Below are 21,224 nucleotides of genomic sequence, written 5' to 3' on the forward strand. Positions count from 1 at the left end.
GTAATGGTTAATACATTTGTTACGCCCTTTCCATCGTACATAACAGCGGATGCTCGTTTTCCTTAGAGTACATAGTGACTTGCATCACTTTTGTCTCAGCAATTTCAGCAGAATATGTTCCGCAAATTGCTTTCCCTTCATAATGCACTTTTAGCATTATTTGTGTTGCCTTCTCCAAATCCATGGAAAAGAATCTGTCGAGTATCTCAATAACAAAGTCCATTGGCGTATAATCGTCATTGTTTAAAATAACGTTGTACATCGATGGTGGCTTTACCTTTGTCTGTTCTTTCTCCAGTAAATCTGAGTCTGGAGTTACCCATTCATATTGTTTGCTCATTCTGACTACAATTGTTCGAAAAGCTGAAAAATAACTTTTCTTTAACTTAGAGACTAATTCACCAATTGTATCCCTGCAAATAAAACTTTGCCATCTTTTCGCTTTAAGGTGCTAACTGCTCAAAAGCTAATCAAACTCACAAGATGCCGTTTTATATATGTGCAACTTTGCACAACAGATCACAAAGTTAGAAATATGTTAACAAAATACGCCTTATGTTGCATTTAATGTAACAAAAAATCTCACTTAGCTATTGACTGTCTCGATTCATTGGCTAAATTGTGTGCTGTAGTGAATAAAATTTGGCAGCGTCTGAATTATCTTTCACACAACTCTGGGAATCGACGTCATTCTCAGACAACAACTTCAGTTACAAAATGCAATGAGGGATGTATAGCATGGCTACCGGTACAGTTAAGTGGTTCAACAACGCCAAAGGATTTGGATTTATTTGCCCAGAAGGTGAAGATGGTGACATCTTTGCTCATTACTCGACAATTAAAATGGACGGTTACCGTACATTAAAAGCGGGTCAGCAAGTATCTTACGAAGTTGAACAAGGACCTAAAGGCTACCACGCAAGTGCAGTAGTTCCTATCGAAGGGCAAATGGCAAAATAATAACGCTGCCAATAAAGCAGTATGTTCAAGTAGGTTTTCATCCATAGATTAAAACCATCTATTGAACAATATCTATAGACGAAAAGAGCCTGCATATAGCAGGCTCTTATTTTATGTCCGCGATACTCAGATCGCGGAAGGTCACTAACCGATAATATCGTTTAACAACTTGCTTGGTCGCATTAACTTAGCCACTAGAACATCGTCAAGGGCATAGTAACCGCCTAGCTCACCTTTCACACCTTGAGCTTGATTCAACTCTTCTACAATCGCAGCTTCATTTTCAGATAACTTCGCAGCGATAGGCGCAAATTCAGCGGCTAATTCTGCATCATCCGATTGTGCTGATAAAGCTTGAGCCCAGTAGCTCGCAAGATAGTAGTGACTGCCTCGGTTATCTAACTCGCCCACTTTTCGAGAAGGTGACTTATTAGAATCCAAGAACTGACCAGTTGCCGCATCTAACGTGTCCGCCAATACCTTAGCTTTGTTATTACCGCTAACAACGCTTAAGTGCTCAAGTGACGCCGCCAAGGCTAGGAACTCACCCAATGAGTCCCAACGAAGATGGTTCTCTTTTTCTACCTGTTGAACGTGTTTAGGTGCAGAGCCACCGGCACCTGTCTCAAACAGACCACCCCCATTCATTAGTGGCACAATTGAAAGCATTTTCGCAGATGTACCTAACTCTAAAATCGGGAAAAGATCCGTTAGATAGTCACGTAGAACATTGCCTGTTACTGAAATCGTATCCAGACCTTCTTTGATGCGAGCAAGTGAGAACAGCGTTGCTTCAATCGGCGATAGAATCTTAATCTCTAACCCATCAGTATTATGCTGAGGTAGATAAGCATTCACTTTTTTAATCAGCTCGGCATCATGAGCACGATTCTCATCAAGCCAGAATACCGCCGGCGCACCTGATGCACGAGCACGAGTAACAGCCAGTTTCACCCAGTCTTGGATTGGTGCATCTTTAACTTGGCACATACGGAAAATATCACCTTCTTCAACGTCTTGTTGTAGAAGAACCTCTCCTGATGCATTGGTCACTTTAATAACACCCGCATCTTTCAAAATGAAGGTTTTATCGTGCGAGCCATACTCTTCCGCTTTTTGAGCCATCAAACCTACGTTGGGTACACTGCCCATTGTAGTAGGGTCAAATGCACCATTTATCTTACAGAATTCAATTACTGCTTGATAAACACCGGCATAACAGCGATCTGGAATCAAAGCTTTGGTGTCTTTCTGTTTGCCATCTGGTCCCCACATTTGACCTGATGCACGAATCATTGCAGGCATTGAAGCATCAACAATCACATCACTAGGAACATGTAGGTTAGTAATACCACGGTCAGAATCTACCATTGCTAAAGGCGGTTGAGTGTCATATACCTTCAGTAATGCTGCTTCTATCTCTTCTTTCTGATCTGCAGGTAGAGATTGAATCTTCGCATAGACATCACCAATACCGTTATTAACATCCACGCCCAACTGCTCAAAAAGATCACCGTATTTAGCGAAGACGTCTTTGTAGTAGACTTTAACTGCATGACCAAATATAACTGGGTCAGACACTTTCATCATGGTGGCTTTTAAGTGTAGAGAAAGCAGAATATCTTGCTTTTTCGCTTCTTCTATCTCTTTCTCAAAAAAGGCAACCAAGGCTTTCTTGTTAAGTACAGAAGCATCGATAATTTCACCGTCTTGCAGTGCTAACTTATCTTTTAGTACTTGCGTAGAGCCATCGGCTTTATGCAGTGTAATCGTTGCGTCTGTTTGGCCACCAATAGTGACCGATTTTTCACTACCAAAGAAATCCTTGTCAGACATACTCGCGACATGAGAGAGCGAATCTGTAGCCCAAGCCCCCATAGAATGTGGATTTTTCTTCGCATAGTTTTTAACTGATGTAGGCGCTCTGCGATCAGAGTTACCTTCACGTAATACAGGGTTAACTGCACTACCTTTGATTTTGTCATAGGTTGATTTGACTGCTTTTTGCTCATCAGTTACCGCTTCTTCAGGGTAATCTGGCAAGGCGTATCCTTTCGCTTGTAGTTCTTTAATCGCAGTGTTTAATTGTGGAATAGAAGCAGAAATATTAGGAAGTTTGATAATATTTGCTTCTGCAGTTTTCGCTAACTGACCTAACTCAGCCAGAGCATCACTTATTTTTTGTTCATCATTTAGATACTCAGGAAAGTTCGCAATAATACGACCGGCAAGCGAAATGTCACGAGTATCAACATCAATACCAGACGATGCAGTAAAGGCTCTTATAATGGGCAACAATGAGTAGGTCGCCAAAGCTGGAGCTTCATCTGTAATGGTATAAATGATTGTTGGTTTTTCTGTAGGCATGAAATTTCCCTATAAAAATTAACAGGCTATATTGGATGAGAAAACAGCCTGGTTGATTTGACATAAACAATAATCTAAAACATCCTCACACATGTTTATGCTTGACTGCTCGTTATATTGATTAGCAATACGGTATTACTAGTCTCTCCTTGAGCAATATTTTTCACGTATAATTAAACAAACTCAGACAGTTAGTTTATCATTACGTACTTCGTTCCGGTTTGTAGGCGCGAAAATAATAGCTTAAAACGTCAAATTTTCAAACTTTAACAAACAGTTTATTTACATAATTGTAAGGTAGTTAACATGTCATCTCGCTTGCAGGGCACTCATGCGCGCAAATCTTCCTCAACAAAACCGGCACATTTAAAACGCAAAACAAGCAGCAGCAAACAGAGAGAAAAGAAGCGCCACACCAAAAAAACCATCACTGCCAGTGAACGAAAAGTCATCGTATTTAACAAACCTTATGACACGCTAAGCCAATTTACCGATGGTGATGGACGTACTACCCTTGCAGATTATATCCCGATTAAGGAAGTCTATGCGGCAGGAAGATTAGACCGAGACAGTGAAGGGTTAATGGTGCTTACTAATGATGGTGTATTTCAAGCAAAACTCACCCAGCCCGATGCTAAGTCGGCAAAAACCTATTGGGTTCAGGTTGAAGGTGCGCCAACGGAGTCCGATCTGGATAAACTGCGTAAAGGCGTCGAACTGAAGGATGGATTGACCTTGCCTGCGAAAGTCGAAGTAATGTCTGAACCAGATGTCTGGCCTCGTAATCCGCCCGTCCGTTTTCGTGCTGCGATTCCAACCACATGGATTGCAATCACGATTACTGAAGGAAGAAATCGCCAAGTAAGACGTATGACCGCCAATATCGGTTTCCCTACCCTACGGCTTATCCGTTACTCGATTGGTGAATTCTCGTTAGGCTCTCTTCAACCCGGTGAATGGCAACTGATTACAAGTGAGTAATCAGCCGCTACTGGGGTTATGCCGCATTCTCTGTTAGTTATTCGCCTTCCATGAATCCAAGGTCTGGCAATTGGCTAAGGTGGTTTGCATAGCGTTTTTGGTTAAACTCAACACCATTTTTCATTACATCAAACACTTCCACAGAAAGTGCACATGCCATTAACGCCAGAGCATCTTCTCTTGGCGTTCCTGTCATCATTAAACGCATCAATGTTTCTTTAACCTGCTTTGGTTCACCGTCTTGCAGCTGATTTTCTATCGTCTCAATCAGCACAGCTTCATCAATAATGTCGTTTGACTCACTCATGTCATTAGTTCCTATTCAATTTGCATCGCACTATGACATTAATGTTGATCCGATGTAAGCGTAAATTAAACAATACGCTTACTCTGGCTACTTCGACGCAAACAAAAACTGTGAACTGCATCGCGGAACTGTATCCTTGAAAATCTTTCTGGTAGAATCAGCGCCCGTGTACTATTAGTGGTAAATACAAATGTCTGATAACAGCCAAAAGAAAGTCATTGTCGGTATGTCCGGCGGTGTTGATTCATCGGTATCTGCTTACCTTCTTCAACAGCAAGGCTATCAAGTTGAAGGTCTTTTTATGAAGAACTGGGAAGAAGATGATGGTGAAGAATATTGTACGGCAGCAGAAGATCTCGCTGACGCACAAGCTGTTTGTGACAAACTTGGTATTTATCTGCACACCATCAATTTTGCAGCGGAGTACTGGGATAATGTATTCGAGTACTTCTTAGAAGAGTACAAAGCGGGACGAACCCCTAACCCAGATATTCTTTGCAACAAAGAGATCAAATTTAAAGCCTTTTTAGAATTCGCTGATGAAGTGCTCGATGCCGACTATATCGCTATGGGTCACTATGTTCGTCGCAGTTTTCCTACTGACGGTCAACCTCCTCAAATGTTGAGAGGCCTCGACTCTAACAAAGATCAAAGCTACTTCTTATATACGTTGAGTCATCAACAAATTAGTCGCAGCCTATTTCCTGTCGGAGAGTTACAAAAACCAGAAGTAAGACGTATTGCTGAAGAGCAAGGACTGATTACCGCAAAGAAAAAAGACTCTACCGGAATCTGTTTTATTGGTGAGAGAAAATTTACTGAGTTTTTATCTCGTTATTTACCTGCGCAACCGGGCAAAATTGAAACACCACAAGGCGACGTTATCGGCGAACACCAAGGATTGATGTATCATACTCTTGGCCAGCGTAAAGGGCTGCACATTGGCGGTCAAAAAGGTGGTGGCGGTAATGAAGAACCTTGGTATGTGGCAGAAAAAGATCTGGAGCGCAACGTTTTAATCGCAGTACAAGGCGCCGACCATCCGTTATTGAAATCTCAAGGTCTTATTGCTTCGCAGTTGCATTGGGTCGATCGTAACATTGTGTCTCAACCTTTGGCATGCACAGTAAAAACTCGTTATCGTCAAACCGATATTCCATGTACAATCATTGCCATTGATGACGACAACATTAAAGTCATTTTTGATCAGCCTCAGGTTGCAGTAACGCCGGGCCAGTCAGCAGTATTTTATAAAGATGATGTTTGCCTAGGTGGCGGTATCATCGAAAGCAAAATCTAATTTAATTATTCAATAGGAGCTTTACGTGGCTAATTCACTTTATGATCGTACTATCGCTTTTGCAGGAATGTGCCAAGCGGTTGCTTTAGTTCAGCAGGTAGCAAAAGACGGTTATTGTGATACTGACGCGTTTAAAACTTCCGTTAGCGCCATATTAAATATCAATCCTAGCAGCACGTTAGATGTTTACGGAAACGAGTCCAACCTCAAAGTTGGGCTTGAATGTATGGTAAAAGGCATAGACAGCACCCCATCAGGCAGTGAAATCACTCGCTACATTATTAGCCTGATGGCTCTGGAACGAAAACTAAATGAGAAGAAAGAGTCAATGGCTCAATTGGGTGATCGTATTCAGATGGCAGAACGCCAAACGGAACATTTTGACTTGTTCGATGAGCAGATGATAAGCAATATCGCCAGCATCTATTTAGATGTTATTAGCCCAGTGGGTCCTCGCATCCAAGTAACAGGCACCCCATCTGTTTTGCAACAAACCTCCAATCAACACAAGGTTCGAGCCCTGCTGTTATCCGGAATTCGAAGCACTGTGCTTTGGCGTCAAGTTGGCGGCAAACGTCGTCATATGGTGTTTGGCAGAAAGAAAATGGTTGAACAAGCCCAAATTTTACTCGCAAGACTTTAAACTCAACAATCCCCATTTATTTAATTCAGGAGAATCAACATGGAACTGTCAGCATTGACTGCTGTTTCACCGGTAGACGGTCGTTACGGAAGTAAAACGATTGCGTTACGCTCATTCTTTAGTGAGTATGGTTTACTAAAGTATCGCACTATCGTTGAAATCCGTTGGTTACAGAAGCTTTCAGCAACGGATGCAATAAAGGAAGTTCCTGCTTTTAGTGATAAGGCAAATCAATACTTAAACGATATTGCCGATCAGTTTAATGAAGCGGATGCGCAACGAATCAAAGATATCGAACGCACCACTAACCACGATGTAAAAGCCGTGGAGTATTTTCTTAAAGAAAAAGTGGCAGATATACCCGAACTGCACGCAGTAAATGAATTCATTCATTTTGCTTGTACTTCTGAAGACATCAACAATACTTCTCACGCGCTGATGTTAAAAGAAGCACGGGATAGCGTTATTCTTCCGCAGATTAGAGAAGTGATCGATGCCATACGTCAGTTAGCTGAGGAGTACCGCGATATTCCTTTGCTATCTCGTACACACGGACAACCTGCATCTCCATCTACCATGGGTAAAGAGATGGCCAATGTTGCCTACCGTATGGAACGCCAATACAAGCAGATCGCTAATGTAGAAATCTTAGCGAAAATCAACGGTGCTGTTGGTAACTATAATGCTCACTTATCGGCTTACCCTGAACTAGACTGGCATGCTTTTAGTGAAGAGTTTATTACCGATTCATTGGGTGTTAACTGGAATCCGTACACCACTCAAATAGAACCGCACGATTACATTGCAGAACTATTTGACGCCATTGCTCGTTTTAACACCATCCTGATTGATTTTGATCGTGATGTTTGGGGTTACATCGCGTTAGGTCACTTTAAGCAAAAAACCATCGCAGGTGAAATTGGCTCTTCTACCATGCCTCACAAAGTCAATCCTATCGACTTTGAAAACTCAGAAGGTAACCTAGGTTTAGCCAATGCCGTATTTGCTCACTTAGCGCAAAAACTGCCCGTATCTCGCTGGCAGCGAGACCTAACTGACTCTACTGTACTGCGCAACTTGGGCGTCGGTTGTGGCTACGCGATTATCGCTTATACTTCGACTCTTAAAGGCATTAGTAAGTTAGAAGTAAACCGTGAAGCATTATTGGCAGAACTGGACAAGAACTGGGAAGTACTGGCAGAACCCGTACAGACCGTTATGCGTCGTTACGGCATTGAAAAGCCATATGAGAAGCTAAAAGAGCTGACTCGTGGCAAGCGTGTTGATGGTGATGCTATGCGTCAGTTTATCGATGGTCTGGAGCTTCCTGAGGCAGAAAAGGAACGTCTAAAACAGATGACGCCAGCAAATTACATCGGACAAGCGATTGAGTTAACGGACAAACTGTAATTGTTCTTTAGCCAGCTAAAGTAAACTTAGCGCTACAACTTGATTAACTGTGAGGTCGCAATATGTTTGCGACCTTTTTTTTGGTTACTATTCGTATGCTCAAGTGACCTCAAGATGCGCTCTTAAAGAGTGAGTTATTTTGACTCCTGCTCTCTGTTACTGATTCTTGCCGTAAAATGACTTGAGTACGTCATATGAGGCTGTAATGAATATTGAATATATAAAAGACAATCAGGTAGATGAGCTGCTCGACAAAAAAATTCGTCGTCTACTCAGTCGCTGTTTTACCAATAGCGATGAAGCCATTTTCAAACAGCAACGGTATTATCGAGAAGTCCCCACCCACCGCTACCTAATTGTAAACAACCACTCAGAACTGATTGCTCATATCGCGGTACACGATAAACAAGTGTTGATTGATAACAATCCTGTTCCAATTGCCGGAATTGCGGAAGTGTGTGTTGATCCTAGTTATCGTCAGAGAGGTTGCGTCAGAAAACTGCTCAATCATGTACATCAGGATATCGAATCCCGGGGTATGTCCTATTCTATACTGTTCGGCGAAACATTCGTTTATCAGTCAAGTGGCTACCGCGAAGTCAGTAACTTATATGTCAAAGAGGCCACCTCAGTTAATGAACTCTGGCAGCCTGAACCAGCAATGATAAAAGAGATCACTCGTCCATGGCCGGATACCTTTCCAGTCAAGCTTGAAGGTTCAACCTTTTAACAAAAAACGCTCGTAAATAACGAGCGTTTTAATCATGTTCAATGACAGCAAAGCTAAAACTACACTTTAAACTGATCCACCAATGCCTTCTGCTGCGATGAAAGCTGAGCAATATCCCGACCCACATTCTCTGAAGACCCAGCCTGTTCCAGAATTTGTGCACTCAGCTCTCGGATATTCGCCACACTCTGATTCACTTCCCCTGAAACCGCTTTCTGTTCTTCAGCGGCACGGACAATTTCACTGTTCATATCGTTAATTTCCGCAATGGCATCAAATACCGAAGCCAGCTGAGCCACTGCCTGAGCAACCTGAGTAGAAGCGCCTTCAGCCAGTTCGTTACCGTTTTGAATAGAATTAACCACCTCAGTCGTACCGTGTTGTACTTTCTCGATAACTTGACGAATTTCACCCACTGAACCTTGTGTTCTGCTCGCCAAACTTCGCACTTCATCGGCAACAACCGCAAAACCTCTACCTTGCTCGCCTGCTCTAGCCGCTTCAATCGCAGCATTCAGGGCCAGCAAATTGGTCTGTTCAGATATCCCCTCAATAACCGTCAGAATCTCTGTTATCGCGGCGTTATTTTTAGCCAGTTCTTCAACGATAGGAACCGCTTCATTCATTGTCTCGACCAACTTATGCATTTCTGTCGCTGACAACTCGATAACGTTTTGTCCCTGCAATGCTGCGTCATTTGCCTTACCGGCAGCTCCGACCGCCATATCAGCGTTTTGATAAACCAAACCTGCTGTCTGTGTCATTTCTTCAGAAGCGGTGGCGACCAAGTCAACCTCTTTAAACTGGGCTTCACTGCTGGTTCTGGTAACAGAAGCCGCTTGCTCTGCCTGAACGGTGGTATCGGCAATACGATCAGTGCTGGTCACAACTTGGCTGATGGTGGTTTGCAGTTTTTGCAAGAACTGATTGAAAACCTCTGCCAACTGACCTATTTCATCTTTACTTTTCACTTCAAGTCTTTGGGTCAAATCACCTTCACCAGAAGCGATATCATCCAATCGGTTCACCACATCCCGGATTGGCCTGACTAAGGCTTTGGAAGCGATAGCAATCACCAATAGTCCGACAGAAACAAAACCAAGGCCGAATAATATACCGGAGAAAATACTGCTCTCGGTACGCTCGGTAATCACGGCATCTAACAAACTGGCATCTGCGACCACATCAGCTCTTGGTATTTCAAGCAAGACTCCCCAGCTCTGATTTACAATAGCTGCAGGAGCAAAAACAACTAACCATTGGTTATCATCACTCCATTTTGTTTGAATATCACTCTGCTGCAAAAATCCATTTAACTGAGCGTCTGTCAGAGAGTCTGTGGAGAAATGGCTCCCAATAGCTGCCTCAGCATCATCACTAGCCACAAGGGCGCCTCGTGAAGTAAGGATAGAAACCTTACCTTTTGCATCAAATAAAGACTCATCCGTTTTAAGAGCCATCTGCTTAAGAACATCTAGCTTAATCACAATACCGATGAATCCAATCACTTCCCCTTCCTTCAGAAGAGGTAACGAAATGGATGTGGTTAATAACTGGCTATCGCCATAGTCACTGAATGCGGGCGTAGAAATACAACTGGATTTGCTTACCAACGGACAGCTAAACCTTTCTTGATTCACCGAGTCTTTCAGCATATCTTCACTGACGGTATTGGCAAGGGCACGGCTTCCGTCAAGGGACATAGCCCAGTGGGAGGCATAGCGCCCTATTTCGTTTGATCCCACATAGTCGGCGCCATGATAATTAGCATCTTCGCCATCAAGAGCATCAGGAAGGAATACCAGGTAGGCACTTTGAATGCTTTCAAAACTCTCTACTGATAGCCTCAACATATCTTCCAGAGATGTTCTCAAATCTTCACTAGCGGTAAAATTATCTTCAGCATTCTGCTGAAGAAATAGCGTTGTCTGACCTAGCATTTCAGCTCTATTATAAGCCTGCTGTAAGTAACTGATCGCCTCTGTCGCATTAAGTTGCGACTGAGCTTTTAACAGCTGTTCTGATTTTGAAACAACTGAATCGGTACTATGGTCTACAATTGTGCTGCGATTTTGATAACCGTTATAGACAGAAATGCCTATCAGTGAAAATGAAGTAAGAACTAAACATAGCCCGGAAAGAAGTGTGATCTTCCATTGAACTGAAAGAGAAAACATACCATATCCTTATCGTTTTTATGCTGGTCAACCTTAACCCTGCAGTAAGTGCTGTTGTTCGTTCATGTATAGGTTTTGTTCAACCTAAAAGCTACAAAAATATACGTGAAGGAGAAACAGACCCTACTATTCTAATGCTATCGGCTGGCTTATCAACATATTTAGCCAATAAGTTAATCCCATATACAATAATATAATTTTGAGCTCACCAGACAACTAATTGCGCTGTATACACTTCGCTTCATCACACTAAAATTAATCTGTCCATGCTGCCTGAATGCAGCATTTCACTGCTGATTAGTGCTAATATGTATCTATTCTAAAAACAAAACCGAGAACTAGAATGAAAGTAATCTCCTTCAATATTAATGGCCTGCGCGCCCGTCTCCATCAACTTCAAGCCATTATTGATAAGCACCAACCTGATGTGATTGGCCTGCAAGAAATAAAAGTCCATAACGACGCATTCCCAATAGAAGACGTTGAAGCCATGGGGTATAAAGTCTACTTCCATGGACAAAAAGCTCACTACGGCGTTGCTATGCTATGTAAACAAGAACCTATCGAGGTTCTTTATGGTTTTCCTACCGATAGTGAAGAGCATCAAAAGAGAATGATTATTGCCACCTTTGCCGATAAGGATGGCCATAAAACAACCGTACTCAATGGCTATTTCCCTCAAGGGGACAATATAGAGCATGAGACTAAGTACCCTTATAAGCGTCAGTTTTATAAGGATTTAATGACCTATTTAAACGGCTATCATACTAACGAAGACAACGTAATTGTCATGGGCGATATTAATATAAGCCCTATTGATGCTGATATTGGTATTGGTGAAGTCAATCGAAAACGTTGGTTAAAAACAGGTAAATGCTCCTTCCAGCCTGAAGAGAGAGAGTGGCTTAAAACGTTACTCGATTGGGGGCTTGAGGATACCTTCAGAAATCAATACCCTGATGTGGGTGACCAATTCTCATGGTTTGACTACCGCTCTAAAGGGTTTGTCGATAATCGTGGCCTTAGAATTGATGTTGTACTCGCAACGCCTGCGCTAGCCTCTCGCTGTATCGATACAGGTATTGACTATGAGCTACGAGGGATAGAAAAGCCTTCTGACCATGCTCCTATTTGGTCAACCTTTGAATAATAAGGCCTCACCGCTTGTCCTGAGTTTGGGATACGTTCACTGACAGCTAAAAACAAAAAAACCGGACTCGTCCGGTTTTTTTATCTCTATCGCGTTTATGACAACGGTCGTAAATAAGCCAAAAATCGTTTTTCTGCCTTCTTAAAACACCAAAGCATGATAAACGTTAAGCACATATAAAACAGACCAGCGGTAATATAAGACTCAAAAGGCGCATAATAACGCGAGTTCACTAACCTAGCCGCCCCTGTCAAATCAATGATAGTGACAATACCCGCAACGGCAGAACCATGAACCATAAATATCGCTTCATTACTGTACGCTGGTAACGCACGACGTAAAGCACTTGGTAAGATAATTCTACGATAAGTTTGCCAATAACTCATACCGTAAGCTTTAGCCGCTTCCACTTCCCCTTTTGGTAAACCATTTATCGCTCCGCGAATAATCTCGGCGGTGTACGCAGAAGTATTAAGAATAAAGGCAATCAGTGCACAAAACCAAGCGTTCTCCCATAGCGTTCCCTTCACTGCTATAAATTGGTCCATACCATAATAGATTAAGTACAGTTGCACTAAGAGAGGGGTTCCACGGAAAAAATAGATGTAAGCCCAAGCCGGTAGAAATACAAAATAGTTATCGGCATTTCGTGCTATTGCCAACGGAATAGCGATCACTAAACCTATAATCAACGCTACGGCAACTAACCACACCGTTGTCCAAAGGCCACTAAGGTAGATAGGAAAGCTCTCAACAATAATAGAAAAATCCATAATTACCTCGTATGAATACTAAATTTATGTTCTAAAAACTTAAGGAAGCCTGTGGAGACACTAGTAAAGAACAGAAAAATCAAAGAGATGGTCATATAAAATGTAAATGGCATTTTTGTCGAACCGGCAGCAAGGGACCCTACTCGAACCATATCTTCAAGACCGATGATCGATACCAATGCCGTCGTCTTAAGTAAAACCAGCCAGTTGTTACCAAAACCGGGCAGCGCATGACGAATCATTTGCGGCAATAGAATTCGACGAAAAGCCATTGGCCCACTCATTCCATACGCTTTTGCCGCTTCTAGCTCACCGCTGTCTACCGCCATAATAGCGCCACGGAAAGTTTCCGCCATATAAGCACCAAAGATAAAACCGATGGTTAATACGCCAGCAACAAAAGGACTAATATCAACGTAATCAGGAAGGTACTCCGTCCACTCATGAGCAGGATTGGAAGATGTCATCCACTCGTTAATCCACTCGTTAACGGCATAGAGGCTATTGTTTAGCAGTATTTGACCACCAAAGAAAATAAGCATCATTAACACTAAGTCAGGAATTCCACGAATAATGGTGGTATAGAGTGTGGCAATAGCCCTAGCCCAACGGTAGGGAGCCATTTTTGCTAACGCACCTAACATACCTAGCGTCATCGCCAACAGAAGAGAAAGAAGCGCGACTTCAATCGTTAATATAGCTCCGGAAAAAATTGAAGCTCCATATCCTTTAAGATCAAACATTTATATATCCATATTCAGCAGAACAGCATAGCTGAGAAAATGCCCATTCAACATACTACTTGCAGCTAACTCATTAACAACCCGATGAGAGTGTGAGAGTGATTTGACCAAGTGGCCTGTTGAATGTTCACGTCAGTAAAGGATGAGGTGGCATTAACTGCCACCTCAAAAGCAATTAATTAATCGCCATAAACATCGTACTTGAAGTACTTGTCTTGGATCTCTTTGTACTGACCACTTGCACGGACTGCTAGGATAGCCTCATCTAATTTCTTAGTTAGGTCTTTATCTTGCTTACGAACGGCAATACCAAAGCCATCGCCAAACCATTTAGGGTCAGTCAATGATGGGCCAACAAACTCATAAGCGTCACCACCTGCTTGATTGATAACACCTTCTTCTAGAGCAGATGCATCACCAAGTACCGCCACAATACGGCCATTAGCAAGATCAAGGTATGCTTCATCGAAAGAGCCATAACGAACAATTTCTACTGCATCACCATAGTTATCTGTCAGATAGCGATCATGAGTCGTCGCACGCTGAACACCAATTTTCTTGCCCGTTAAGCCCGCTTGAGTAAACTCAAGACCAGAACCTTTCTTAGCAATAAACTTGTTAGGGATAAGAGCGTATTTTCCAGTAAAATCTACTTTCTGCTTACGTTCTTCAGTAATCGACATCGCCGCGATAATTGCATCATATTTACGAGCTAGTAGAGAAGGAATAATACCATCCCAATCTTGAGCAACGATTTTACACTTCACTTCCATTTCAGCACATAACGCATTTGCCATGTCCACATCAAAGCCACTCAAAGAGCCATCTGCTTCTGTTTTACTAAATGGAGGATAAGCACCTTCAATACCAAAGCGTACTACTTTCCAGTCCTTTGCTTGGGCAACGCCTGTTACAGCTGTTGCAGCAATCGTTGCTGCCAATAACCACTTTTTCATTTCCCTACTCCTGTGATTGAGATTAACCTGTCTAAATTTTCCGGTTTCTTTATAGAAATCCGTATTGTTATATCTTGCTTTCGTTAACGGCAACGTCCACAAGTTGTGTGTTGCAACTAATCAAACTATGTTTTAAAACACTATTTTGTTCGTATTCAGTCGCTATTAATAAATCGAAGAGATAAATTGCTGTAATCTTTCCGATTCTGGTTCAGTAAATAATTTGCTTGGATGTCCCTGCTCTTCAACCAACCCTTGATGAAGAAACATAACGTGATTCGATACATCGCGAGCAAATGCCATTTCATGCGTCACCACAAGCATGGTTCTGCCTTCTTCAGCTAAATCACGCATAACACCCAGTACTTCACCCACAAGTTCGGGGTCAAGTGCAGAAGTGGGTTCATCAAACAGCATAACTTCCGGATCGACGGCTAGTGCTCTTGCTATCGCAGCCCTTTGTTGCTGCCCACCCGATAGATGACCTGGGAAGTAATCTCGGCGCTCATACAAGCCAACTTTCTGTAATAGTAGCTCTGCATTTTCAATCGCTTGTGCTTTAGGTACCCCAAGTACATGCACCGGTGCTTCAATAACGTTTTCCAATACAGTGAGGTGGGACCAGAGATTAAAACCTTGGAATACCATGGCGAGACGAGAACGAATACGCTGAACCTGCTTCTCATTAGCAGGTACGGATTCACCCTGACGGTTATTTTTCATTTGAATAAGTTCGCCATTAACCCATATCTCACCAGCAGTAGGCGTCTCTAAAAGGTTAATACAGCGTAAAAAGGTACTTTTGCCAGAACCGGATGAGCCAATAATGGAGACGACTTCTCCCTTATGTGCTTTGAGAGATATCCCTTTCAGTACTTCATTCTGGCCAAACGTTTTATGTAAATCGTTAATTTCTAGCGCTTCTACAGCATTCATGCGCTACTACTCCCTGTTATTATGTGAAGTACTCCGACCTCGATTATGCAGTACAAACTAGCATACCCCTCTTAAAAAGCAACATATTATTAACTATTTGAGCCAAGTTCCACAAGCAATAGTACTGCATTTATATTCACATACAGACTATAAAACCACTTATTCGAGAATAAATCACCACTATGGCTGAAATTATATTTCGTAACTTAATTAACATATTTGTTACATAACTCTACTTTATAATAAATCCAAACTATTTATCACTACAGAATAGATCGATATTAGATAAGGTCATTATTGAGCATAGTGTCAAAATATACACGCAATTGGCTGCTAGGAAGTGACGATTTCTAGTCATCATTGTAGATGGTGTCATCAGAACATAGAGCCTTAACTCATGTCTTCAACTATTTTGTCGCAACATTTTTAACAATGGTTTGTTAACGAGCGACTACGGATGAAATGTGCCGATCATATAAAAGAAGAAAAGAAACGACTTACACGGCTAGATTATTGAAATAAAGCGAACAAAGTTGATTTAATCGATTTTTAACTATAGAAATTGCGTAGTTTTATTTCACTATTTTTCATAAAGTGATCAAGATCAATCACCCAAAAGAGGGAGCTTGGTAGACTTCCCCTTCAAATATTTAGACAAAATTTACAATAAATTTTAAGTCTTTAAAAATGCAGTCAAATTTTTGCCTGTATTTTGGGATGTAGCGATAAGACGATTTACTGACTAAATGACTTGTCCTGCAACTAATAACAATAATTTTGTATTACCTAACTATATAATGAGGACTCTATGTCAGACGTAGTCAACAAAGATCACTCAGAAATAGACGAGAAGAGCTACTCAGAGCTACATCGTCCCGCTTCTGAGTTCTCTAGCCGCTCTGAATATCTAGACCACGAACTTCAAATTATGAAGCCACGCCGTTTTGCTCTTAACCTGCCAGGGCGTGATTTCCGTTTTGAAATTGAAGACTTCGTACCTGCTATCGCTGGTACCATTGGCATCATCGCGATGTACTCTGCCGTAATGATGGCATGGGCTGCAGGCTTGACAGAAAAGTGGGACCACGTAAACCTAGACGTAGCATGGGCAATCGAAGTCGCTCGTGTAGAGATGCTTATTCCTGCGCTTCTGTTCTGTGTTCTGGCATCTGGTTTTATAAACCCACGAGCCAACTTGGCGGGCAACCACGGTCCAATGATACCGATGATTTTCGTTATCGCTATGGCAGGTGCTCACCCTCTTGCGCTGGCGATTCTAATCGGTGTATTCGGTCTTATTCTTAGTGCTGTTAAAGGTGGTTCCAGACTGGTTAACTTAACCAGTGAAGGGGTCGCAGGCGGTTTGCTGGTATTCCTTGGTTTCACAGGTTCAATGAGTCAGATTAACTCATTAATCGGCTGGGCTAATGGTCTTAGCAGTGAAGCTGAAGGTGTCATGGCTGGTGATATGGGCTATGTCGCTCTGATCGTACTTGGCATTACTGTTGTCACTTACGCGGTTCTCGCTAAGCTAGGCAAGCGCTGGTTGGCTATCCCTCTATGTGCAGTAACGGGCTTTGTGGTCGCTATGGCATCTGGTGCTGGTTTCGACCTTGTGTTCACCACAGAACCTGGACTACCTAACCTAAACCCAGTTTACTGGTGGGGCTCAACTGAGACAGGCTGGCAACTAGGTCTGCCAAACATGCAACATTTTATCGCATCTCTACCTTTTGCCATTCTGGCTGTAGCTATGTGGTCACCTGACTTCCTTGGCCATCGTATTTTCCAAGAACTTAACTACCCGAAACGCACTGAAAAAGTATTAATGGACGTTGATGACACTATGACTATGTGTTCTATCCGTCAGATGGTTGGTACTGCTGTCGGTGGTGGTAACATCACGTCAAGCTGGGGTACTTATATGATTCCGGCTGCGATTGCGAAACGTCCGATTCCTGGCGGCGCAATTCTGCTAGGTACTTTGGTTATTCTTATCGCCATTATCGGTTACCCGATGGATGCAGCGGTATGGCCTCCAGTAATGCGTGTTGCTCTGCTGGTTGGTGTTGCACTTCCGCTTCTTGAAGCTGGTATGCAGATGATTAAAGACGCGAAAGACTCTCAGTCTGCTGGTATCTGTGTCTTCGCGGCAATGGTAACTAACCCTGTTCTTGCATGGGCACTTAGTATGCTACTAGACAACAACGGTCTGATTGGTGACAAAGAACGTCCTAAGAAACTAAGCAAACTAGACCGTATCATCATTCCTAGTGTTGTACTGGTTATCTGTCTGGCAGCTATGCTAGCAGTAGGTATGCTAGAAAGTAAGTTCGGTATTCCGGCTCTACTTTAATTGATTAAAAAATGGGCAGTGATCACACTGCCCATTTTTTTATATATTTTTTTTAATTTTTACAATATAATTTGAATCACAGTTTTGAACTGGTAATTTTGGTTACAATATCTATGGTTAAATAGTTATGAATTTGGTCATAAATATTGTTATTAATTAAAGAGTGTACTGCGTGTTTCGGCACTAGCTTATAAAGCGAAAACAGTACGTAATTTTTCTACTAAAAAGGTAGGTATATCATGGCAGAGCAATTTGCTAAAGCTTGGGAAGGTTTTGCAGCTGGTGAGTGGCAAAACGAAGTTAACGTACGTGACTTTATTCAAAAGAACTATGCACCATATGAAGGTGACGAGTCTTTCCTAGTTTCTGAGGGTACTGAAGCAACTAACGCGCTTTGGGCTAAGGTAATGGAAGGTATCAAACAGGAAAACAGTACTCACGCTCCTGTGGATTTCGATACTTCACTTATCTCTACCATCACTGCACACGATGCTGGCTATATCAATAAAGATCTAGAAACAATCGTTGGTTTACAAACAGATGCTCCGCTAAAACGCGCTATCATCCCTAACGGTGGTATCCGTATGGTTGAAGGTTCAGCGAAAGCATATGATCGTGAACTTGATCCGATGGTTAGCAAAATTTATTCAGAGTACCGTAAAACACACAATGCTGGTGTTTTCGATATCTATACTCCAGACATCCTAGCATGTCGTAAGTCTGGTGTTCTTACTGGTCTTCCTGATGCTTATGGCCGTGGCCGTATCATTGGTGACTACCGTCGTGTTGCTCTTTATGGCATCGACTTCCTAATGAAAGATAAGTACGCTCAGTTTACTTCTCTTCAAGAGCGTTTCGAAAACGGCGAAGATCTAGAAGCGACAATGCAACTTCGTGAAGAAATTGCTGAGCAACACCGTGCACTAGGTCAAATCAAAACTATGGCAGCTAAGTATGGCTGTGATATTTCTGAGCCAGCAAAAACGGCACAAGAAGCGATTCAGTGGACTTACTTTGGCTACCTAGCGGCAGTTAAGTCTCAGAATGGTGCAGCTATGTCTCTAGGTCGTACGTCGACTTTCCTTGATATCTTTATCGAGCGTGACATTGCAGCAGGTACAATCACTGAAGCTCAAGCTCAAGAAATGATTGACCACTTCGTAATGAAGCTACGTATGGTTCGTTTCCTACGTACTCCTGAATACGATGAGTTGTTCTCTGGTGACCCAATCTGGGCAACAGAATCAATGGGTGGTATGGGTCTAGACGGACGTACACTGGTTACACGTTCTAACTTCCGTTTCCTAAACAGCCTATACACTATGGGTCCAAGCCCAGAGCCGAACATTACTGTTCTTTGGTCTGAGCAACTACCTGACGGCTTTAAGCGTTTCTGTGCGAAAGTATCTATCGATACGTCTTCTATCCAGTATGAAAATGACGATCTAATGCGTCCTGACATGGAATCTGATGACTACGCTATCGCTTGTTGTGTATCTCCAATGGTTGTTGGTAAGCAAATGCAGTTCTTTGGTGCACGTGCTAACCTTGCTAAAACTATGCTTTACACTATCAACGGCGGTGTTGATGAGAAATCTAAAGCTCAAGTTGGTCCTAAGATGGAGAAAATCACTTCTGATGTTCTTTCTTATGACGAACTATGGGACAAGATGGACCACTTCATGGATTGGCTTGCGAAGCAATACGTGACTGCACTAAACAGCATCCACTTCATGCATGACAAGTACAGCTACGAAGCATCACTTATGGCTCTACATGACCGTGACGTGTTCCGTACAATGGCATGTGGTATCGCTGGTCTTTCTGTTGCTGCTGACTCACTGTCTGCAATTAAATATGCAACGGTTAAGCCTGTTCGTGATGAAGATGGTCTAGCGATCGATTTCGAAATCGAAGGCGACTACCCTAAATTTGGTAACAACGACCCACGTGTTGATGATATCGCATGTGAGCTTGTATCTGTATTTATGGGCAAAATCCGTAAACTTAAGACATACCGCAACGCTGTACCAACGCAATCTATCCTAACTATCACTTCAAACGTGGTATATGGTAAGAAGACTGGTAACACGCCTGACGGTCGTCGTGCTGGCGCTCCATTTGCTCCAGGTGCAAACCCAATGCACGGTCGTGATGAGAAAGGCGCTGTTGCCTCTCTAACGTCTGTAGGTAAACTGCCGTTTGCTGATGCGAAAGATGGTATCTCTTATACTTTCTCTATCGTACCAAATGCTCTGGGTAAAGATGACACAGCGCAAAAAGCGAACCTTGCTGGCTTGATGGATGGTTACTTCCACCATGAAACAGGCATTGAAGGTGGCCAACACTTGAATGTTAACGTTCTTAACCGCGATACTCTAGAAGACGCAGTTAAGCACCCTGAGAAATACCCTCAGCTAACAATCCGTGTATCTGGTTACGCTGTACGCTTTAACTCGCTAACTGCTGAGCAACAAGCTGACGTAATTGCACGTACATTTACTGAATCTCTATAATTTAGTCCTGATTCAGTAAAATAAAAAACCTCGCTATATGGCGAGGTTTTTTTTGTAGTGAACAGAGGGAAGTTACTCTGTTTATGTCGCCATATTTGTAATAAAATAACGAAGGTTATTTACTCTGAGAACTTCAAATGTCGCAAACAGGTCGTATCCATTCTTTTGAGTCATGCGGGACCGTCGATGGCCCTGGAATTCGTTTTATCGTCTTTTTACAAGGCTGTTTAATGCGTTGTATGTATTGCCACAACCGAGATACATGGGACACGCACGACGGCAAAGAAGTCACCGTTGATGAGATAATCAATGAAGCCAAATCGTATAAACATTTTATGCGTGCATCCGGAGGCGGTGTAACCTGCTCTGGGGGTGAAGCGATGTTACAACCAGAATTTGTGCGAGACTTCTTCCGTGCAGCACAAGCTGAGGGTATGCACACCTGTTTGGATACCAATGGTTACATTCGCAAACATACCGAAGTGGTAGATGAAGTGTTGGCCGCCTCTGACTTAGTTATGCTCGATCTGAAGCATATGAAGGATGAAATTCATCACGACTTTATTGGTGTATCCAATAAAAGAACGCTAGATTTTGCTCGCTATCTACACAAAATTGGCCAGAAAACCTGGATTCGCTACGTTATTGTTCCCGGCTATACCGACGATGAAGAGTCGGCGCATATGCTAGGTGAATTTATCAAAGATATGGACAATATCGAAAAAGTTGAGTTACTCCCCTATCACCGACTAGGTGCACATAAATGGGAAGCATTAGGCTATGATTATCCATTAGAAGGGGTTAATCCCCCAAGTAAAGAAACCATGGATAAAATGGTTGAAATACTTAGCCAGTATAACGATAACGTTAAATACTAATTAAGAATTGCCGACTTGTGTCGGCTTTTTTATGCATAAAT

General features: G+C 42.4%; 18 protein-coding genes. 10 read left to right on the plus strand and 8 right to left on the minus strand.

Annotated features, from left to right (window positions below):
- Nucleotides 1–19: 19 nt before the first annotated feature.
- Nucleotides 20–340 carry an ATP-dependent Clp protease adapter ClpS gene (gene clpS, locus CHJ_RS08900; protein ID WP_317917487.1) on the minus strand — a complete coding sequence of 107 codons (321 nt, stop codon included), beginning with the start codon at nt 338–340 and terminating at the stop codon, nt 20–22.
- A 398-nt stretch (nt 341–738) separates the two neighbouring features.
- Here clpS and cspD point away from each other — a divergent pair, with 398 nt between their 5' ends.
- Entirely contained in the window at nt 739–960 is a 222-nt protein-coding gene (cspD, locus tag CHJ_RS08905; protein WP_171754597.1) for a cold shock domain-containing protein CspD, read from the plus strand.
- Between the two features lie 144 nt (nt 961–1,104).
- On the opposite strand, the gene CHJ_RS08910 is transcribed toward cspD, so the two are convergent.
- Nucleotides 1,105–3,327: an NADP-dependent isocitrate dehydrogenase gene (locus CHJ_RS08910; protein WP_317917488.1), complete on the minus strand. Its 2,223-nt coding sequence runs from the start codon at nt 3,325–3,327 to the stop codon at nt 1,105–1,107.
- 306 nt (nt 3,328–3,633) lie between these two features.
- Between CHJ_RS08910 and CHJ_RS08915 the strand changes: the two genes are divergently transcribed.
- A complete protein-coding gene (locus tag CHJ_RS08915; protein WP_317917489.1) occupies nt 3,634–4,308 on the plus strand; it encodes a pseudouridine synthase in 675 nt (224 codons plus the stop codon).
- Nucleotides 4,309–4,345: 37 nt separating this feature from the next.
- Here the strand turns inward: CHJ_RS08915 and CHJ_RS08920 are convergent, their stop codons facing one another.
- Nucleotides 4,346–4,615: a hypothetical protein gene (locus tag CHJ_RS08920; protein ID WP_171754600.1), complete on the minus strand. Its 270-nt coding sequence runs from the start codon at nt 4,613–4,615 to the stop codon at nt 4,346–4,348.
- Between the two features lie 190 nt (nt 4,616–4,805).
- On the opposite strand from CHJ_RS08920, the gene mnmA reads away from it, so the two are divergent.
- From mnmA to CHJ_RS08940, 4 genes are all read left to right on the plus strand, one after another.
- The gene (gene mnmA / locus CHJ_RS08925; protein WP_317917490.1) at nt 4,806–5,915 is read left to right on the plus strand and encodes a tRNA 2-thiouridine(34) synthase MnmA; all 1,110 of its coding nucleotides are present in this window, start codon (nt 4,806–4,808) and stop codon (nt 5,913–5,915) included.
- Nucleotides 5,916–5,940: 25 nt separating this feature from the next.
- Nucleotides 5,941–6,558 (plus strand): high frequency lysogenization protein HflD, encoded by a 618-nt coding sequence (hflD, locus tag CHJ_RS08930; protein ID WP_171754602.1) that lies wholly within the window; start codon nt 5,941–5,943, stop codon nt 6,556–6,558.
- Between the two features lie 39 nt (nt 6,559–6,597).
- Nucleotides 6,598–7,968, plus strand: coding sequence for an adenylosuccinate lyase (gene purB / locus CHJ_RS08935; protein ID WP_317917491.1), 1,371 nt, complete (start codon nt 6,598–6,600; stop codon nt 7,966–7,968).
- A gap of 205 nt (nt 7,969–8,173) precedes the next feature.
- Complete coding sequence (locus tag CHJ_RS08940) at nt 8,174–8,698, plus strand: GNAT family N-acetyltransferase (RefSeq protein ID WP_171754604.1); 525 nt, start codon at nt 8,174–8,176, stop codon at nt 8,696–8,698.
- Nucleotides 8,699–8,757: 59 nt separating this feature from the next.
- Here the strand turns inward: CHJ_RS08940 and CHJ_RS08945 are convergent, their stop codons facing one another.
- Nucleotides 8,758–10,875 (minus strand): methyl-accepting chemotaxis protein, encoded by a 2,118-nt coding sequence (locus CHJ_RS08945; RefSeq protein WP_171755303.1) that lies wholly within the window; start codon nt 10,873–10,875, stop codon nt 8,758–8,760.
- Nucleotides 10,876–11,218: 343 nt separating this feature from the next.
- On the opposite strand from CHJ_RS08945, the gene xthA reads away from it, so the two are divergent.
- Entirely contained in the window at nt 11,219–12,025 is an 807-nt protein-coding gene (gene xthA / locus CHJ_RS08950) for an exodeoxyribonuclease III (protein ID WP_317917492.1), read from the plus strand.
- A gap of 95 nt (nt 12,026–12,120) precedes the next feature.
- Here the strand turns inward: xthA and CHJ_RS08955 are convergent, their stop codons facing one another.
- The 4 genes from CHJ_RS08955 to CHJ_RS08970 form a co-directional block, all read right to left on the minus strand.
- A complete protein-coding gene (locus tag CHJ_RS08955; RefSeq protein ID WP_171755301.1) occupies nt 12,121–12,798 on the minus strand; it encodes an ABC transporter permease in 678 nt (225 codons plus the stop codon).
- 2 nt (nt 12,799–12,800) lie between these two features.
- Entirely contained in the window at nt 12,801–13,541 is a 741-nt protein-coding gene (locus CHJ_RS08960; RefSeq protein WP_171755300.1) for an ABC transporter permease, read from the minus strand.
- 179 nt (nt 13,542–13,720) lie between these two features.
- Nucleotides 13,721–14,497 (minus strand): ABC transporter substrate-binding protein, encoded by a 777-nt coding sequence (locus tag CHJ_RS08965; RefSeq protein ID WP_317917493.1) that lies wholly within the window; start codon nt 14,495–14,497, stop codon nt 13,721–13,723.
- A 165-nt stretch (nt 14,498–14,662) separates the two neighbouring features.
- Nucleotides 14,663–15,433, minus strand: coding sequence for an ABC transporter ATP-binding protein (locus CHJ_RS08970; protein WP_171755298.1), 771 nt, complete (start codon nt 15,431–15,433; stop codon nt 14,663–14,665).
- Nucleotides 15,434–16,241: 808 nt separating this feature from the next.
- Between CHJ_RS08970 and CHJ_RS08975 the strand changes: the two genes are divergently transcribed.
- From CHJ_RS08975 to pflA, 3 genes are all read left to right on the plus strand, one after another.
- Nucleotides 16,242–17,789 (plus strand): DUF3360 family protein, encoded by a 1,548-nt coding sequence (locus CHJ_RS08975; RefSeq protein ID WP_317917494.1) that lies wholly within the window; start codon nt 16,242–16,244, stop codon nt 17,787–17,789.
- Nucleotides 17,790–18,028: 239 nt separating this feature from the next.
- Nucleotides 18,029–20,305, plus strand: a complete 2,277-nt coding sequence (gene pflB / locus CHJ_RS08980; RefSeq protein ID WP_171754165.1) for a formate C-acetyltransferase — start codon at nt 18,029–18,031, stop codon at nt 20,303–20,305.
- 137 nt (nt 20,306–20,442) lie between these two features.
- Nucleotides 20,443–21,183, plus strand: coding sequence for a pyruvate formate lyase 1-activating protein (pflA, locus tag CHJ_RS08985; protein ID WP_317917495.1), 741 nt, complete (start codon nt 20,443–20,445; stop codon nt 21,181–21,183).
- Nucleotides 21,184–21,224: the final 41 nt, after the last annotated feature.

It is taken from the genome of Vibrio sp. MACH09 (assembly GCF_033238805.1).
Classification (GTDB): Bacteria; Pseudomonadota; Gammaproteobacteria; order Enterobacterales; family Vibrionaceae; genus Vibrio.

Excerpts from the sequence above, each read along its gene's own strand:
- clpS (WP_317917487.1), bottom strand. The coding sequence starts at position 340 with ATGAGCAAACAATATGAATGGGTAACTCCAGACTCAGATTTACTGGAG.
- mnmA (WP_317917490.1), top strand. The coding sequence starts at position 4,806 with ATGTCTGATAACAGCCAAAAGAAAGTCATTGTCGGTATGTCCGGCGGT.
- CHJ_RS08910 (WP_317917488.1), bottom strand. The coding sequence starts at position 3,327 with ATGCCTACAGAAAAACCAACAATCATTTATACCATTACAGATGAAGCT.
- CHJ_RS08960 (WP_171755300.1), bottom strand. The coding sequence starts at position 13,541 with ATGTTTGATCTTAAAGGATATGGAGCTTCAATTTTTTCCGGAGCTATA.
- CHJ_RS08920 (WP_171754600.1), bottom strand. The coding sequence starts at position 4,615 with ATGAGTGAGTCAAACGACATTATTGATGAAGCTGTGCTGATTGAGACG.
- CHJ_RS08945 (WP_171755303.1), bottom strand. The coding sequence starts at position 10,875 with ATGTTTTCTCTTTCAGTTCAATGGAAGATCACACTTCTTTCCGGGCTA.
- CHJ_RS08940 (WP_171754604.1), top strand. The coding sequence starts at position 8,174 with ATGAATATTGAATATATAAAAGACAATCAGGTAGATGAGCTGCTCGAC.
- pflB (WP_171754165.1), top strand. The coding sequence starts at position 18,029 with ATGGCAGAGCAATTTGCTAAAGCTTGGGAAGGTTTTGCAGCTGGTGAG.
- CHJ_RS08955 (WP_171755301.1), bottom strand. The coding sequence starts at position 12,798 with ATGGATTTTTCTATTATTGTTGAGAGCTTTCCTATCTACCTTAGTGGC.
- CHJ_RS08975 (WP_317917494.1), top strand. The coding sequence starts at position 16,242 with ATGTCAGACGTAGTCAACAAAGATCACTCAGAAATAGACGAGAAGAGC.
- purB (WP_317917491.1), top strand. The coding sequence starts at position 6,598 with ATGGAACTGTCAGCATTGACTGCTGTTTCACCGGTAGACGGTCGTTAC.
- cspD (WP_171754597.1), top strand. The coding sequence starts at position 739 with ATGGCTACCGGTACAGTTAAGTGGTTCAACAACGCCAAAGGATTTGGA.
- CHJ_RS08915 (WP_317917489.1), top strand. The coding sequence starts at position 3,634 with ATGTCATCTCGCTTGCAGGGCACTCATGCGCGCAAATCTTCCTCAACA.
- xthA (WP_317917492.1), top strand. The coding sequence starts at position 11,219 with ATGAAAGTAATCTCCTTCAATATTAATGGCCTGCGCGCCCGTCTCCAT.
- pflA (WP_317917495.1), top strand. The coding sequence starts at position 20,443 with ATGTCGCAAACAGGTCGTATCCATTCTTTTGAGTCATGCGGGACCGTC.
- CHJ_RS08965 (WP_317917493.1), bottom strand. The coding sequence starts at position 14,497 with ATGAAAAAGTGGTTATTGGCAGCAACGATTGCTGCAACAGCTGTAACA.
- CHJ_RS08970 (WP_171755298.1), bottom strand. The coding sequence starts at position 15,433 with ATGAATGCTGTAGAAGCGCTAGAAATTAACGATTTACATAAAACGTTT.